This is a genomic window from Nesterenkonia xinjiangensis, from assembly GCF_013410745.1.
Lineage (GTDB): Bacteria > Actinomycetota > Actinomycetes > Actinomycetales > Micrococcaceae > Nesterenkonia > Nesterenkonia xinjiangensis.
Genome location: NZ_JACCFY010000001.1, coordinates 392017 through 408778, shown reverse-complemented (window position 1 = coordinate 408778; position 16762 = coordinate 392017). Strand labels below are relative to the sequence as shown.

Genomic DNA, 16762 nt, shown 5'->3' with positions numbered 1-16762 from the left:
CATGAGCACCACCATCACTGATCCGCTTCGCAGCGGGCAAGAAGCCCCTGCTGAGCGCTCCAGCTCCGGCGCGGGAGGATCCGCGCCGATGACGACGAGGCCACGCCGCCCGTTCCTGCTGGGGCGGCCGGTGGTCTACCTGGTCCTGGGCGTGTTCGTCATCTACACCTTGGCCCCGGTGGCCTGGCTGTTCTTCGCCGCCGCCTCCGATGCGGACGCGCTCTCCTCGGCACAGGTGTTCAGCCTCCGCGAGTTCGCCCTCTTCGACAATATTCGGGAGCTGTTCGCCACCGATGGAGGGCTCTACGCCCGTTGGTATCTCAACACCATCCTGTATGCGGCCCTCGGCGGCATCCTTGCTTCGCTGATCAGTGTGGCCGCCGGCTACGCGTTCGACAAATACGACTACCGGCACAAGGAGAAGCTCTTCGGGCTGGTGCTCCTGGCCGTGATGGTCCCGCAGACGGTGCTGGCGCTGCCGCTGTACCTGATCGCTTCAGAGATCGGCCTGGTCAACACGTTCTGGGCGGTGTTCATCCCCGTGCTGTTCAATCCCTTCGGCGTCTACCTGGGCCGCATCTTCTCCGAGGGGTACATCCCCGACGAGGTGCTCGATGCCGCACGTATGGACGGTTCGGGAGAGGTGAAGATGTTCTTCACCGTGGCGCTGAAGATGCTCGCCCCCGGCGTGATGACCGTCTTCCTGTTCCAGCTGACCGCCATCTGGAACAACTTCTTCCTGCCGATGGTGATGCTCTCCGACCAGGAGCTCTACCCGGTGGCTCTGGGCCTGTACAACTGGAACTCCATGGCCACGGTCTCACCGGAGTACCAGCTGGTGGTCATCACGGGCTCGTTGCTGGGCCTGCTGCCCCTGATCCTGGCGTTCATGCTGCTGCAGCGGTTCTGGAAGGCCGGCCTGACCGCGGGGTCGGTGAAATGAGCGCAGGGCAGACTCCGCGCAGAAACGGGACCATGGAAAACATGACGACGACGCCGACCGCCCTGCTGGCCATGGCCCCGGCGACCGATGAGGCGCTCATCGGCGAGGCCGGGCGGGCGGAGATCGCCGAGCACGCACGGTTGCTGACCGATATGCCGTTGACCGACTTCAGCACCCCGGAGGCCGAGGCGCTGCTCGGCGATGTCGAGGTCCTCATCACCGGGTGGGGGTGCCCTCCGGTGGGGGAGGCACAGCTCGCCGCGGCACCGAAGCTGCGCGCCATCATCCATACTGCCGGCTCGGTGCGCGGGCATGTGGGACCGGAGGTTTTCGCTCGCGGGATCGTGGTCTCCTCGGCGGCGGCGGCCAATGCCAAGCCTGTCATCGAATACACCCTGGCGATGATCCTTCTCGAGGGCAAGAAGGTGCTGCCTCGAGCCCAAGCCTACGCCCGGACCTGTCGCCAGCCGTCGCTGGGGGAGATTCCCCGGGGGCTGGGCAACCATGGGACCACGGTAGGGGTACTCTCCGCCTCGCTCATCGGCCGGGGGGTGCTGGAGCGTCTTGCGTGGCACGACATGGACCTGCTCGTGGCGGACCCTTACGTCGAGGCGGACGAAGCCGCAGGGTGGGGCGCGGAGCTGGTCACCAATGAGGACCTCTTCGCACGCAGCGACATCGTCTCCCTGCACACCCCCTTGCTCGCGGCCACCCGCGGACTGGTCAGTGCGGAGCTGATCGCAGCCATGAAGCCTGGAGCCACGCTGATCAACACCGCTCGCGGTGCGGTGGTGGATCAGGACGCGCTGACCGAGGCCGCCGTGGCCGGACGTATTCGTGCGGTGCTCGATGTCACCGACCCCGAGACGCTTCCGCCGGAGCATCCCCTGTGGGGATGCGAGAACGTGCTGATCACACCGCATCTTGCCGGTTCACAGGGCAACGAGCTGATCCGAATGCGCCGCTCCGCCCTGGCCGACCTGGCGCGCGCCGTCGCCGGCGAACCCCTCCTTCACCCTGTCCGTCACGAGACTCTGGAGCTGACCGCATGACCACCTCGACCACCCACGACACCCTGCAGTACACGGGACTCACTCTGCCGGCGGAACACCGGACGCTGAGCCCGTACACAGGCTTCACACGCGAGCATTGGGAGGCCGCCGCCGACGGCATGGTGGCCAACGCGTGGCGCTGGGCCTCGCCGCGCGGAGGTCGTCTGGACCTTCCTGGCCGCAGCTCGCGCTCCGGCGTGCGCTCCGACGGGCTCGAGGGCTACGCCCGCACCTTCCTGGCTGCTGCGTTCCGGGTGGCCGGGGCCGGCGGCGCGGACCCGCATAACTGGGTGGACCGCTACGCCTCGGGCGTGGTGGCAGGCACCGAGAACGCGGGGGCCGACGACCCCGAGTCCTGGCCGATCATCCGCGACTTCGACGTGTTCGGCCAGCCCATGGTGGAGTCCGCCTCGGTGGCCATCGGCCTGCGGCTCACGAGGCCCTGGCTGTGGGATCAGCTCAACGAGATCCAGCAGGAGAAGATCGAGCACTGGCTGCGCGGCTCCCTCCGCTCCCTGCCTGCGCCGAACAACTGGTACCTCTTCCCCTACACGGTGGCCGGGTTCCTCGAATCGGTGGGACGAGGCGATGCGGAGACCGCCCGCATCCGGCGCCGTGGTCTCGACCTGCTGGAGAGCTGGTACCAGGGAGAGGGTTGGTACACCGACGGCGACCGCGGCGGCATCGACTACTACATCGGCTGGGCCCTGCACCTCTACCCGGTGTTGGACGCGGTCATGTCCGCCCGTGAATCCGGTAACGCCCCCGAGCCGATCGCCGGCATCTACGGTGACCGGCTCAGCGAGCACCTGGAGACCTTCAGCCATTTCTTCGCGCCCAACGGGGCGCCGATCTATATGGGCCGGTCAATGACCTACCGGTTCGCAGCCGCCTCGGCGGTGGGGCTCGGAGCCGCGGCTGACGTCTCCCCGCTGACCCCGGGCGCCTCCCGGCGGATCATGTCCGGGACGCTGCGCTGCTTCCTGGACCAGGGGGCGCTCAACGAGCACGGGCTGCTGAGCCTAGGCTGGTTCGGCGAGCATGAGGCCAGCCTGCAGCCCTACTCGGGCCCGGCCTCACCGTATTGGGCCTCCAAGGCGTTCTCCGCCCTGTTGGCTCCGGCGGACCATCCGCTATGGACGGCCACCGAGGAGCCGATGCCCACAGAGCTGCAGGACCACGTGGTCGCGGTGCCCAGCGCCGGCTTCCTGCTGCAGTCCACTGTGGCAGACGGTGTGGCCCGCATGCACAACCACGGCACCGATCCTCTGCGCGAGGAGTCCGGCGAGGCCGCCGCGGCCCCGGACCCTCTCTATGCCCGCTGGTCCTACTCCTCGCACACCGGCCCCACTGCCCGGCACAACCAGCCGGACAACGATCTCGCCGTCATCTGGCGCGAGCGTCGCGGTTCTCGAGTCAGAGCCCGCAGCCTGGGCGCGGCGTCATACGGGGACTGGGGATGGGCGGCCTCCTGGCACAAGCCGATCTTCGGCGGAGGAGCGTCCTCCGCGGTGCCGGGACTGCGCGTGGACAGCATCGTGGTGGCACGAGGCGCCTATGAGCTGCGTATCCATCAGGTCGCCGGCTGCCCGATCGGTGCCACGGTGGAGTCCACCGGCTGGGCCGTCGCCGGTCCTCAGCTCGAGACCGACCTGCGTTCGGTGCTGCTGCCGCTGGCCGGATGGAAGCAGCTCGACGAGGTGGCTGCCCCCACCGGCACCGCTCATGTCGCCTCGGCACGAGTGCCGCGGCTGCGTGCGGCCACAGAGCCGGATTCCACACAGGTCTTCGTCGCACTGGCGGCCTTGACCCATGACGACGGCGCCGTCTCCGACGCGGCGGAGATCATCCGTGATCTGCGGATCGCCGAAGACTCGGTCGTCTTCGGCTGGGCGGGGGACACCCAGGACACGGTGGTGTCCCTGGACCCGGTGGCCGTGACCCGTACCGCCGGGGGTGCGGCGTGAGCTGGAGGTTCGCGTTCAGCACGCTGGGCTGCCCCGGAGCCTCCCTGGAGGATGTCCTGGGTCTGGCTGCCGAGAACGACGCGCAGGGGGTGGAGCTGCGTGTCCATGAGGAGGAGTTCCTCCATTTGGGTCTCTCCGAGCCGGAGGCGGCAGGCATCGGTGAGCAGGTCCGAGCTGCGGGCCTCGCCATCTCCGCGCTGGCCGGGTACGTGCGGGTCTGCCGCCCTGGTGAGGACGCGAGGGTGGTGGAGGAGCTGCGTGCACTGATCCGGCTGGCCGAGGTCACCGGGGCCGAGGCTGTCCGAGTGTTCCCCGGCGGCGAGGACGAGGCTGACGCGGGCGCGCAGGACCGGATCGCCGCGGTGCTTCCGCAGCTGCGCGCGGCAGGGGTCCGGCTGCTGGTGGAGACCCATGACAGTCACCCCACGGGGCGCCAGGCCCTGCGGCTGGTGCAGGAGCTCGGGGAGCCCCGCCTGGCGGCCGTGCTGTGGGATGGTCTGCACCCCTGGCGCAGCGGAGAGGACCCGGAGGAGACCAGGGAGCTGCTCGGCGACCACCTCGCGTACTTCCAGGTCAAGGACGCCGTCTGGCGGGACGGGACGTGGGTGCCGGTGGTCGTGGGCGAAGGGCAGGTTCCCGTCCTGCAGCAGGCGCGCCTGCTGCAGGATTTCACGGGCTGGGTGTCCCTGGAGTGGGAGCGTCGCTGGCACCCGCAGATCGCCCCGCTGGCTGAGGCGCTTCCCCCGGCCGCCTCCTGGTTCCGCCGGGGGAATCCTGCGTGAGGAGTCAGGAGGTCGCCGCCGCACCGTCAGCCACATGACGGTGGCATCGTCGGCCGTGATATCCAGGCCGATCCGAGGGCCGTGGGCCGATACTGGGGGGGGTGAGCCTGCTCCGCACGCGTGTTCCCTCAGCCGACACGTCCCCGAGAAGCAGCCCCTGCCGTCACGGCGGGGGCTGTTCTGCTTGCCCGGCGAATCTGCTTGCCCGGCGAGGGCCGTTTCCAGGCACGCTGACCGCGCCCCGCGTCGCCGGGCGTGGAATCGCTCGTTCCGCACTGTGAGCTGTTGCACAGTGTGAGGTCTCCGCTTATTGTGCCTCATGTCACAACAAAACATAAGACCGTGGCACCGCACCTTCCATCGCACCTGAAGGGAACTGCACCATGAGGCATGCTGCGCACAACCGATCCGGGGGGATCTGCCCGTGGAGGACCACCACAGCCCTGGCGATCACCGGGGCCCTGCTGCTGACCTCCTGCGGGGGAGCGGGAAGCGCTGAGGAGAACGGCGTCGAGGTGGACGAGGACCATGTCGGCCGTGGCGCCATGGAGGACTTCGGCGTCGGCGACACCTTCGTCGCCACCGAGCCCGTGGACATCTCCCTGCTCTACCGCAACAACCCCGATCACGGCCTCGATGAGGACTGGATGTTCTTCGAGCAGCTCGAGGAAGAGCACAACGTCTCCCTGAGCCTGGTCGATGCGCCGCTGAGCGACTTCGAGGAGCAGCGCTCCCTGCTCATCGGCGCCGGGGAGATGCCGGACTACGTCCCGGTGACCTATCCCGGCCAGGAGGTCCCCTATCTGGGCGGGGGCGCCGTGCTGCCGGTCAGCGACTACCTGGAGTATCTGCCGAACTTCACCGACAAGCTGGACCAGTGGGAGCTCTGGGATGAGTTCGACGCGCTGCGTCAGGAGGACGGCAAGGCCTACATGCTCCCAGGGCTCCGCGAGGACCCCTTCTACATCTTCAGCATGGTGGTCCGCGGAGACATCTGGGACGAGCTGGGACTGGAGAACCCCGAGACCTGGGACGAGCTGGCCGACCAGCTGCGCGAGGTCAAGGACGCCTACCCGGATGTGACCCCGATGTCCGACCGGTGGGAGCTGCAGAGCACCCTGAACATCGCCTCGGCCAACTTCGACACCGTGGCAGGCTGGGGCTACGGGCAAGGTCTGTACTTCGACCATGAGAACGACGAGTTCATCTACGCCGGTGCCTCGGACGAGTACCGCGATCTCGTGGAGTTCTTCGCCGGTCTGGTGGAGGAAGGGCTCATGGATGCCGAGACCATGACCCAGGACGACCAGATGGCGGAGCAGAAGTTCTCCGCCGGGGACTCCTTCGTCATCGGAGGCAACGACGAGTCCACGACCATCTATCACCGCGGATTCGAGGAGCTCGGCACCGAAGGAGCCGAAGCTCGGCTCATCCCCATCCCTGGGGGTCGTGACGGTGACTTCGTGCACAGCGGGGCCCGGACCGACTCCGGGTTGATGATCTCCAACTCGGTCGCTGACGAGGACGACTTCCTGGCGCTGCTGCAGTTCATCGACTGGCTCTATTACTCGGACGACGGACTCGAGTTCGCCACATGGGGAGTGGAGGGCGAGACCTACGAGCGTGATGAGGATGGTGCGATCGCGCTGGGCGAGGACATCGACCTCAACAGCCTCCACCCTGATGCCGAGGAGCATCTGCTGCGTGACTACGGGTTCCACAACCAGCCGTTCATGCATGCCGCGGGCTCGCTGACGGAGTTCGTCCACTCGGGCCTGCGTCCGCATGTCATCGAGTGGCAGGAGAGCATGCAGCACAAGGAGGAGCGCCCGGTGACACCGGCGTATCCCTTCACCGATCTCGAGCTGGAGCAGTTGGGCCTGTGGTCCACCAGCCTGACGGATCACGTCCAGACGGCCACCGCTCAGTTCATCCTGGGGCAGCGCAGCGTCGACGACTGGGACGCCTATGTGGCCGAGCTGGAGAGCCTGAACATGCAGAGCCTGGTGGACATGGCCAACGAGGCCTATGAGCGGGCCCAGGAACAGATCGAGGAACAGATCGAGGAGCAGGCCGAGGAGCAGGGTGAGGACGATGCCTGAGATGCGACGCTGGAGAACATCGGCCGCTGTGCTGGGAGTGACCTCCCTGCTGCTGGCCGGCTGCGGTTCCGGAACAGCCTCCGAGCAGGCCGAGATCGACGAGGAGGCCCAGGGAGTGGGCGCGATGGGGGACTACTCCGTCGGTGAGACCTTCATCGCCGAGGAGCCGATCACCGTCTCGCTGCTGTATCGGGACCACCCCAACTACCCGCTGCAGGACGACTGGATGATCCTCGAACTTCTGGAGGAGGAGCATGGGGTCACTCTGGATCCTGTGGTGGCGCCGCTGAGCGACTTCGAGGATCGGCGCTCGGTGCTCATCGGTTCCGGGGAGATCCCCGACTATGTGCCCGTGATGTGGCCGGGGGATGAGATCCCCTACATCTCCGGAGGGGCGCTGCTGCCCGTGAGCGACTACCTGGAGTACATGCCGAACTTCACCGACAAGCTTGAGCGGTGGGACCTGCAGGAGGAGTTCGACAACCTGCGACAGGACGACGGTAGGGCCTACATCCTGCCGGGCATGCGGGAGGACCCGTTCCACAACTGGAGCGTGGCCATCCGGGATGACATCTGGCAGGACATGGGGTTCGGGGATCCTGAGACGTGGGACGAGTTCCAGGGCCAGCTGGAGCAGATCCGTGCCGAGCATCCGGAGATGGTTCCGTGGTCTGACCGGTGGGAGATGAACGCCACCCTGAACCTCGCCGGCCCCAACTTCGACACCACCGGTGGGTGGGGGCTGGGCAACGGCCTCTACTACGACGCCGAGGCTGATGAGTTGGTCTTCACCGGCGCCACTGACGAGTACCGTCAGATGCTGGAGTACTTCGCCGGACTGACCCAGGACGGCCTGTTGGATTCCGAGTCGCTGACCCAGGACGACGACTCGGCCGTGCAGAAGTTCGCCTCCGGGCAGTCGGCGGCGATCGCCTCCAACGAGGAGGAGCTGGAGACCCTGCGCACCGCCTTCGAGGAGATCGGTGAGGACGACGCGGAGGTTCGGATGATCCGGGTGCCTGCCGGGCCTGCAGGCGACAACGTGGCCAGCGGCGGTCGCTTCGACGTCGGGATGGTGATCGGAGCCCACACGGCGGAACGTGAGGACTTCATCGCCATGCTGCAGTTCCTCGACTGGCTCTACTACTCCGACGAGGGACTGGTCTTCGCCACCTGGGGTGTGGAGGGCGAGACCTATGAGATCGACGACGATGGTGAGCGGCAGCTGGCCGAGGACGTGGATATCAAGGGTTTCAACTCCGGTGCCGAGGAGCATCTCTCCATCGATCATGGCTTCTACAACGGCGTGTTCACGCACAATTTCGGGTCTGACACCGAGATCTTCCTGTCGCTGATGAGCGACGAGATCGTCGAGCTGCAGGATCAGATGGCCGATAAGGAGGAGCTGCCCCTGCAGCCGAACATCCCGTTCGACGAGCTCGAGCTGGAACAGGCTGCGCTGTGGCAGAACTCCTTGACGGACCAGGTCAACCAGGCCACAGCCCAGTTCATCCTGGGCCAGCGGGACCTGGACGACTGGGACACCTACGTGGCGGAGCTCGAGGCGCGGAACATGACCGAGTACGTCGAGCTCGCCAACGAGGCATACCAGCGGGGTCAGGAGATGCTCGACGAGCTCGACGAGGCCGAGGGGCAGGCGGAGGGCGAGTGATGACGACCATCCAGTCCGGTCCCGGCACCCTCCCGGGACGCGGCGCGGCGGAGGCCGCCGTCGTCGATGATCTGGTGTCGGAGCCCCGGCGTGGGTCCCGGCGTCGGAGTCTGTATGCCGGGACGAACAATACGAATACCTGGCGGTATGCGTTGAAGAAGGATTGGCGGCTTTATAGCTTGCTGGTCCTGCCTCTGGTGTTTCTGCTGATCTTTCGTTATCTGCCGATGGCGGGCAATGTCATCGCTTTCCGGCGGTTCCGTCCTGGGTCCAGCATCTTTGGTGATGAGTGGGTCGGGTTCCATTACATCGAGATGTTCATCAATGACCCCACCTTCTGGCGGGTCTTCTGGAACACCGTGATCCTGGGTGGACTGACTCTGGCGATCTGTTTCCCGCTGCCGATCATTCTGGCGCTGATGTTCAATGAGCTGCGCTCGAACGCTTTCAAGCGGGTGGCTCAGTCGATCTCGTATCTGCCGCACTTCATGTCGATCGTGATCGTGGCCGGGATCGTGCTGCAGCTGACCTCGCTCAATGGGACCTTCAATCAGATCCTGGGGCTCTTCGGGGCGGAGAGCGTCGCGTTCATGCAGCAGCCGCAATGGTTCCGCACGATCTATGTCTCCTCGGAGGTATGGCAGACGGTGGGGTGGGGCACGATCCTGTATCTGGCCGCGCTGACCACTATCGATCCTCAGCTCTATGAAGCAGCACGTATCGATGGGGCTAATCGGTGGAAGCAGATGTGGCATGTGACCCTGCCCGGGATCGCTCCGACGATGGTGGTGCTGCTGATCCTTAATGTGGGTACCTTCATGGCGGTGGGCTTCGAGAAGGTGTTGCTGTTGTATAACCCGCTGATCTATTCGACCGCGGACATCATCGCCACCTATGTCTATCGGGTGGGTATCACCAGTTCGAACTTCTCTTATGCGACAGCCATCGGCCTGTTTGAGGCCATCATCGGACTCATCCTGATCCTGAGTGCTAATGGGATCGCCCGGAAGATGGGAGGCAACAGCCTGTGGTAGCCATCAATACCGAGGTCCCCGGGGCCCGGCCTCCGGCTGGTCCGGTCCCGGATCCCGGCCAGCAGAACCCTGAGGAGCAGGTCCTCGTCTCGAAGCGGGGCACCCGTTCCACTGCCATCCAGGACACGAGGTCCTATACCGCCTTCCGGGTGGTCAATGGGTTGGCGATCATCCTGATCTGCGCGGCGACGCTGTATCCGTTCCTGAACATCATCGCTCAGGCCTTCTCCTCCGAGGGGTACATCAACTCTGGGCAGGTCAGCATCATCCCGCGCGGGTTCAACATCACTACTTTCGATGTGGTGATGTCGGATTCGATGTTCTGGCGCAATTATGCGAACACGGTCATCTATACGGTGGTGGCTACGGCGATCGCGATGGTGCTGACCACCAGCTTTGCCTATGCGCTCTCGAAGCGGCATCTGAAGGGCCGGGGGTTCTTCATCGGGGTCGCGGTGTTCACCATGTTCTTCAATGGTGGGCTGATCCCGAACTACGTGCTGATCAATGCGTTGGGGATGACGAACACGATGTGGGCGATCGTGTTGCCCAATGCGATCAGCATCTTCAACCTGTTGGTGATGAAGGCCTTCTTCGAGAACTTCTCCACGGAGTTGGAGGAGGCTGCGCAGATCGATGGGCTGAGCACCTATGGGGTGTTGTGGCGGATCGTGATCCCGTTGTCGAAGGCGGTGATCGCCACGATGGTGCTCTTCTATGCGGTCAGTTTCTGGAATGCGTGGTTTCAGGCGTTTTTGTATCTGGATCGGCGGGAGCTGTATCCGGTGACGGTGTATCTGCGGAATCTGTTGGCTGGGGCTACTGGTACTGAGCAGATGGGTGGTGAGGCTGCGGAGGCCACTCAGATCGCTTCCAATGTGCGGGCGGTGACGATGTTGTTGACCACGTTGCCGATTATCTGTCTGTATCCGTTTCTGCAGAAGTATTTCGTGCGCGGGATCATGCTCGGCTCCGTCAAGCAGTGATTGCCGAGCAGGGGCGGGACGGCGGCTCGGCGAGGGGTGTGCCGCACCGGTAGGATGGCCGGGTGACATCTGAGAGCCCCGCCCCCGCCGCCGAACGTCCGACACACAGCGCGCAGACCGTGCTGGTGGTCGACTACGGCGCCCAGTATGCCCAGCTGATCGCCCGTCGTGTCCGTGAGGCACGCGTCTACTCCGAGGTCGTCCCGCATACGCTCTCGGCCCAGGAGATCCTGGATCGTCGCCCCTCCGCGGTGATCCTCTCCGGCGGCCCCTCCAGCGTCTATGCCGAGGGCGCCCCGTCGGTGCAGGCCGAGCTCTTCGAAGCCGGGGTTCCTGTGCTGGGCATCTGCTACGGCTTCCAGGCCATGGCCCACGCCCTGGGCGGGGAGGTCGCCCGCACCGGGGACCGCGAGTACGGCAAGACGGAGGTCCGCGCCACCAACGCGCCGCACTCGCTGTTGGACGGCACCGAAGCGGTACAGACCACCTGGATGTCCCATTCGGACTCCGTACAGGCCGCGCCCGAGGGCTTCGAGGTGCTGGCCGCCTCCGACGGCGCCCCTGTCGCCGCCTTCGCCGACGAGGCTCGCCGTCTATACGGCGTCCAGTGGCACCCCGAGGTCAAGCACTCTCCCCAGGGCCAGCGTGTGCTGGAGAACTTCCTCTACGACGGCGCCGGTCTCACCCCGGAGTGGACCACCGGCAACATCGTCGAAGAGCAGGTCTCCGCGATCCGTGAGCAGGTCGGCGAGGCTCGCGTCATCTGCGGCCTCTCCGGCGGTGTGGACTCCGCAGTGGCCGCGGCCCTTGTCCAGAAGGCTGTGGGGGAGCAGCTGACCTGCGTGTTCATCGACCACGGGCTGCTGCGGCAGGGTGAGGCCGAGCAGGTGGAGCGCGACTTCGTCGCCGCCACCGGTGCCAGGCTGCACGTCGCTGACGAGCGAGACCGCTTCCTGAGCGCGCTGGCCGGAGTGACCGATCCCGAGCAGAAGCGCAAGATCATCGGCCGGGAGTTCATCCGCGCCTTTGAGGCCGCCGAGGCCGCGGTGCTGCAGGAGGCCGCCGCCGACGGCGCCCGGGTGGAGTTCCTCGTCCAGGGGACCCTCTACCCCGACGTCGTCGAGTCCGGCGGAGGTGAGGGCGCGGCCAACATCAAGTCCCACCACAATGTGGGCGGACTGCCCGAGGACATGGAGTTCAAGCTCGTCGAGCCGCTGCGCAGCCTCTTCAAGGACGAGGTGCGTGCCGTCGGCGCCGAACTGGGCTTGCCCGCCGAGATCGTCCAGCGCCAGCCGTTCCCGGGGCCCGGGCTGGGCATCCGCATCATCGGAGCGGTCACGGCGGAGCGTCTGGAGATCCTGCGCCGTGCCGACGCGATCGCCCGCGAGGAGCTGACGGCGGCCGGCCTGGACGGTGAGGTCTGGCAGATGCCGGTGGTGCTGCTCGCCGACGTCCGCTCCGTGGGCGTGCAGGGAGACGGCCGCACCTATGGTCACCCGGTGGTGCTGCGTCCGGTCAGCTCAGAGGATGCCATGACCGCTGACTGGTCGCGGCTGCCCTTCGATCTGCTGGCGCGCATCTCCAACCGCATCACCAATGAGGTGGAGGAGATCAACCGGGTAACCCTCGACGTCACCTCGAAGCCCCCGGGGACCATCGAATGGGAATGATCTAGCATCGTCGTCCACGTGAAGGTGATCCTGCCGGAAGGTCAGAAGTGAGCAGAGACGAATCCACGTCTGAGGAGCGTATCCCGCTGTCCGACGCAGAGATCGAAGCGGCGGCCGAGGCCGAGTCGCAGGCCGATGACTTCCAGCCCGCGGACACCTCTGAGTTCACCCAGAGCGAGCTGGCGGAGATCCGCACCTCGGTGACCGATGATCCGGTGACCGCCTGGGTGGAGGCGCTGCACTCCGGCACGGAGAACGACACGATGCTGCGTTTCACTCCCTCGCAGCACAACGCCATCGACCTCACCGAGTCGAACTCCTCAGGGCTCATGCAGCTGCTGGCCGGCCGCAAGACACGGCTCTCCACCCTGCTCAACGAGTCCGGGGCCTTCGCCGCGGGGCAGGAGGCGGCGCGCCGCATCCGGGCCAAGGTGCGGGAGATGTCCACGGAACGGGGCATCGACGTCGGCTTCCTGGCGGCCGGTGTCGCCTCCTGGACCGAGACCACCGATGCTGGGGCGGAGCAGTTCACCGCTCCGGTGATGCTCGTGCCGGTCGCCCTGCGGCCACGTGCGGAGCACGATGACTACGAGGTTCAGTTCACCGCTCCGGCCAGGCTGAACCCCGCCCTGGCTCGGCACATGCTCGGCAGGCACGGGATCACCCTCGACGCCGAGGAGTTCCACGCCACCGGCTACGCCACAGCGCGCTTCGACCCAGTGCGCACCGCGGACCTGCTTAGCCGGCTCGTCTCCGAATCGGTCGACGCGCTGCAGGTGTGGCGGCAGACCTACATCTCCACGTTCGCGGACCTGGCAGACCTGGGGAACCCTGAGGCGCTGGACCGTGAACACCCGGTGCTGCGCGCCCTGGCCACCTCGGATCGCCTCGACGCTCCCGCCGTGGAGGCGGTGCCGCTGGATGCCCGCGACCCGCGGGAGGAGAAGCTGGTCGCCGACGCCGACCCGGACCAGCAGAAGGCCCTGGACGCCATCGAGGCGGGCGCCTCCGTGGTGGTCTCCGCGCCTCCGGGCACCGGTCAGACGCAGACGGCGATCAACGCGGCCGCGGCGCTGGCCTGGACGGGGAAACGCACACTCGTGGTCGCCGAACGCGCCTCCACCCTGGAGGAGTTCCGCCTCCGCATGAAGGACGTCCGCCTGGGCACCTTGGCGCTGCACGTGCCCGCCTCCGCCGGGGGCCAGGATCTTCGCGAGCAGATGGTCCGCGCGATCAAGCGGGCCGAGCGGGCCGAGCCGCCGCGACTGGGCGCGCTGCACCAGCGCCTGGTCGATCGCCGGCACCAGCTGCTTGACCACGTGAAGTCGCTGCACAACCTGCGCACCCGCTGGTCCTGCTCGCCCTATCAGGCGATGCAGGCTCTGGCTGCGCTGACCTCGCTGAGCCCAGCGCCGTCGACCCCTGTGCGTCTGAAACGGTCAGTGCTGGACAACACCGTGGACCGCAGCCAGGTCACGGTGAAGCTTCGCCGTGCCGCGGAGCTGGGGGCCTTCGCCTCCGAGACCCGCAGCAGCCCCTGGTACAACGCTCGGCTGCGGAACCGGCAGGAGACCGAGGACGCCATGGCCCTGGTGCAGGACCTCCGTGAGGAGCTGCCGAAGCTGAAGGCCCAGATGGAGGTCGCCACGGCGGTGACGGGGGTGAAGCTGGGGGAGAGCTTCTCCGCCTGGCACGCCCAGGTGCTGCTCTTCCAGCGTGTCCAGGAGTCCCTGGGACGGTTCAGCCACGACGTCTACGCCAAGCCGGTGGACGACCTGATCGCCGCCACCGCTCCCGGCTGGTGGCGCCGGCAGCACGGGGTGGAGATGACCTCCATGGTCCGCTCCCGGCTGCGCCGCGTGGCCAAGGAGTACGTGCGTTCCGGTGTGTCCATCAACGACCTGCACTCCTCGTTGATCGACGTCCAGGCCGAGCGGGAGGAATGGGCCCGGCAGGCGGTGGAGGAGTCCCTGCCGAAGGTGCCCAAGAGCCTGGACCGGCTGGCCGACACCATCGGGCATGTGCAGACCCGGCTGGAGAAGCTGGTGGGCGTGCTGCGCCCGGTGGACCCCGACGACGCCACGGACCACGACCTGCTGGACATGCCGGCCGAGACGATGATCGCCACGGTGGAGACCCTCGCCGAGGATGAGAAGCCCCTGGAGACCCTGCCCGAGCGCACCCTCGTCACCGAGCAGCTGCGCGAGCAGGGCTTCCGGGAGCTGATGGAGGACTTCGCCGAGCGGGAGGTCCCCGCGGCGCAGGTCGCCGACGAGATGGAGCTGGCCTGGTGGCAGTCCGCGCTGGAGGCGATGATCTCCGGGGACGACTACCTGGCGATGACCACCGGGGAGAATCTGCGCACCATCGAATCCGAGTTCCGTGAGGCCGACGCCGCGCACGTCGAGACCGGCGCCCAACGGCTGACCCATGCCCTCGCGGTGCGTTGGAAGTCCGCGGTCGAGTCCCACGCCGAGGCCGCCACGCGGCTGAAGACGCTGCTGCGCGACGCCGAACCGACCGTGGCCGGACTGGGAGCCGTCGACGACGCCCTGATCCAACCGCTGGTGCCGGTGTGGACGACCTCGCCGCTGGGACTCTCCGAGCAGTTCCCGGCGGAGGCCCGCTTCGACGCCGTCATCCTGCTCGATGCCGAGACCCTCTCTGTGCCGGCCGCCCTGGGGGCGATCTCCCGGGCGGACCAGGTCATCGCCTTCGGAGACCCGGTCTCGGGGACCCCGAAGCCCTTCCACGTCTCGGCGGACCCGGTGGCCCGGGAGGCCGAGCAGCAGGTGCCGGCGTCGATCTTCTCGGAGCTGGTCGAGGTGCTGCCTCAGCATCAGCTCCGCCGAGTGCACCGCGGGGTGGACCAGGAGCTCACCGGGCTGCTCTCCGAGGCGCTCTACGACGGCGAGCTGCTGCGCATCCCGGACGCCGCACAGCTGACCGGGCAGGGCCGCCGTCTGGTGGTCGAGCACCTCGGTGATGCGCTGGGCCGGCCCGGGGCGCGGGACTCGGTGGAGTCTCCGACCGTGGAGGTCAACCGGGTGGTGGACATGGTCTTCGACCACGTGCGCACCCGCAAGGACAGCTCCCTGGCGGTGATCACCGGCTCGGAGTGGCACGCCCGCCGGGTGGCCGACGCGATCCGGGTGAACCTGGCCAACCACACGTGGGCGCGCCCGTTCTTCGAGACGGAGGAGGGCGAGGGCTTCGTCGTCGCCCCGGTGGAGCGCGCCCATCACCTGGTGCGGGACCGGGTCATCTTCTCGCTGGGCTACGGCCGCAGCATCAAGGGCGAGCCCGTGCATCACTTCGGGGACCTCTCCGAAGCTCGGGGGGAGGAGCTCTTCGCGGTGGCCACCACGCGCGCCCGCGGTGAGCTGACCGTGGTGACCTCCTTGGCGCCGGGGGACCTGGATCCCGCCGGTCTGGAGCGTGGTGCGGCCCTGATGCACCGACTGATCACCCTCGGGCTGGAGGGGACGGACAACCCGACCGCCTCAGGCTCGCTGACCGACCCGCTGGTGCTGGACCTGGTGGATCGGATCCGTGCACGCGGCGGACGGGTGGAGGACGGCTTCCGCGGCACGCTGGACCTGGCGGCCTGCCCGCGCAAGATCAGCCCGCAGTCTCCGGTGACTCCGCTGGCGATGGTCTCCGACGGCACGGACAGCTACGCGGAGATGAGCGTGCGCGAGCGGTCCAGGCAGCGACCTGCCGACTTCGAGGCGTTGGGCTGGAACTACCTGGTGCTGTGGACCATCGAGGTCTTCTCGGATCCGATCCGTTGCACCGAGGTGGTGGCCGAGAAGGTGGGCCTGGCTGAAGGGCCGGAGTTCGCCGAGCATGGACGCATCGCGCTGAACACCACCGGGGCGCTCGCGGAGCGGCTGCCGCGCGACGGCGCCGGCTCCCGGGTCCGCTTCGGCGGTGCCGCCGACGCCGAGGACGAGGACTCGCACCGCCGAGCGACCACCTGGGCCTCGCCGCGGGAGCGCGGCAAGTGGGTGCGGTGAGCACAGAGAAGCCCCGGGGCCGGCGCGGACGGCGTCGTGTGGTCGCCCCGGCGACCTCCGGGCAGCCGGAGGAGGTCGAGTCGCAGGTGTTCCGCTCGGCCTCGCTGGAGGCCGGCGAGGCACGCGAGGAGACCTCCCCGAAGGCCGCTGACCAGGGGCCCGAGGGCGGCGCGGCCGCTGATCGAAAAGTCTCGGAAGAAGAGCCCTCGGAGGACAGGACCCGCGGTGAGACGAATTCCGAGGAGACCGCGGGGACGAAGAAGCCGGAGAGCACATCGGCGAACGCGCCTGCACTGAGCCCTCGCGATCGCTGGATCCTGGACCAGCGGCCTCCGCACTGGGGCTGAGCGGCTCTTCCTCCACAGCGGGGTGGGCACAGGGGCCGACACGCCGAACGCTCCCCAGCCATGCCCGGCGGGATGGTCGGGACCGGCTGGTGCTCGCACAGTGGAGGGCATGACCCTCACCGCCGAACCCCGCCGATTCCCCGCGCCCCCTGCCGTGCGACCCCGCGCGGGCTCCTCCGATGGGGGTG

General features: G+C 67.4%; 11 protein-coding genes. All 11 read left to right on the top strand.

The window, feature by feature from the left end; all coding sequences use genetic code 11:
* Position 1: 1 nt before the first annotated feature.
* The 11 genes from HNR09_RS01935 to HNR09_RS01885 all read left to right on the top strand — a co-directional run bounded on the left by HNR09_RS01935 (position 2) and on the right by HNR09_RS01885 (position 16574).
* Entirely contained in the window at positions 2 to 943 is a 942-nt protein-coding gene (locus HNR09_RS01935; protein WP_218881860.1) for a carbohydrate ABC transporter permease, read from the top strand.
* Positions 944 to 984: 41 nt separating this feature from the next.
* A complete protein-coding gene (locus HNR09_RS01930; RefSeq protein WP_179540513.1) occupies positions 985 to 1995 on the top strand; it encodes a hydroxyacid dehydrogenase in 1011 nt (336 codons plus the stop codon).
* Positions 1992 to 3962, top strand: a complete 1971-nt coding sequence (locus HNR09_RS01925; protein WP_179540512.1) for a DUF2264 domain-containing protein — start codon at positions 1992 to 1994, stop codon at positions 3960 to 3962. The genes HNR09_RS01930 and HNR09_RS01925 overlap by 4 nt, the downstream gene beginning before the upstream one ends.
* On the top strand, positions 3959 to 4744 hold the full coding sequence (locus tag HNR09_RS01920) for a TIM barrel protein (protein WP_179540511.1): 786 nt from the start codon (positions 3959 to 3961) through the stop codon (positions 4742 to 4744). The genes HNR09_RS01925 and HNR09_RS01920 overlap by 4 nt, the downstream gene beginning before the upstream one ends.
* A 383-nt stretch (positions 4745 to 5127) precedes the next feature.
* Positions 5128 to 6846 (top strand): ABC transporter substrate-binding protein, encoded by a 1719-nt coding sequence (locus tag HNR09_RS01915; protein ID WP_179540510.1) that lies wholly within the window; start codon positions 5128 to 5130, stop codon positions 6844 to 6846.
* Positions 6839 to 8518, top strand: coding sequence for an ABC transporter substrate-binding protein (locus HNR09_RS01910; protein WP_179540509.1), 1680 nt, complete (start codon positions 6839 to 6841; stop codon positions 8516 to 8518). The genes HNR09_RS01915 and HNR09_RS01910 overlap by 8 nt, the downstream gene beginning before the upstream one ends.
* Positions 8518 to 9552 carry an ABC transporter permease gene (locus HNR09_RS01905; protein ID WP_179540508.1) on the top strand — a complete coding sequence of 345 codons (1035 nt, stop codon included), beginning with the start codon at positions 8518 to 8520 and terminating at the stop codon, positions 9550 to 9552. The genes HNR09_RS01910 and HNR09_RS01905 overlap by 1 nt, the downstream gene beginning before the upstream one ends.
* A 116-nt stretch (positions 9553 to 9668) precedes the next feature.
* Positions 9669 to 10538, top strand: a complete 870-nt coding sequence (locus tag HNR09_RS01900; protein ID WP_179542957.1) for an ABC transporter permease subunit — start codon at positions 9669 to 9671, stop codon at positions 10536 to 10538.
* Between the two features lie 119 nt (positions 10539 to 10657).
* The gene (gene guaA / locus HNR09_RS01895) at positions 10658 to 12208 is read left to right on the top strand and encodes a glutamine-hydrolyzing GMP synthase (RefSeq protein ID WP_179542956.1); all 1551 of its coding nucleotides are present in this window, start codon (positions 10658 to 10660) and stop codon (positions 12206 to 12208) included.
* 47 nt (positions 12209 to 12255) lie between these two features.
* The gene (locus HNR09_RS01890) at positions 12256 to 16227 is read left to right on the top strand and encodes a DUF4011 domain-containing protein (RefSeq protein ID WP_179540507.1); all 3972 of its coding nucleotides are present in this window, start codon (positions 12256 to 12258) and stop codon (positions 16225 to 16227) included.
* Positions 16224 to 16574, top strand: a complete 351-nt coding sequence (locus HNR09_RS01885; RefSeq protein WP_179540506.1) for a hypothetical protein — start codon at positions 16224 to 16226, stop codon at positions 16572 to 16574. The genes HNR09_RS01890 and HNR09_RS01885 overlap by 4 nt, the downstream gene beginning before the upstream one ends.
* Positions 16575 to 16762: the final 188 nt, after the last annotated feature.

Excerpts from the sequence above, each read along its gene's own strand:
- HNR09_RS01910 (WP_179540509.1), top strand. The coding sequence starts at position 6,839 with ATGCCTGAGATGCGACGCTGGAGAACATCGGCCGCTGTGCTGGGAGTG.
- HNR09_RS01930 (WP_179540513.1), top strand. The coding sequence starts at position 985 with ATGACGACGACGCCGACCGCCCTGCTGGCCATGGCCCCGGCGACCGAT.
- HNR09_RS01935 (WP_218881860.1), top strand. The coding sequence starts at position 2 with ATGAGCACCACCATCACTGATCCGCTTCGCAGCGGGCAAGAAGCCCCT.
- HNR09_RS01915 (WP_179540510.1), top strand. The coding sequence starts at position 5,128 with ATGAGGCATGCTGCGCACAACCGATCCGGGGGGATCTGCCCGTGGAGG.
- HNR09_RS01925 (WP_179540512.1), top strand. The coding sequence starts at position 1,992 with ATGACCACCTCGACCACCCACGACACCCTGCAGTACACGGGACTCACT.
- HNR09_RS01905 (WP_179540508.1), top strand. The coding sequence starts at position 8,518 with ATGACGACCATCCAGTCCGGTCCCGGCACCCTCCCGGGACGCGGCGCG.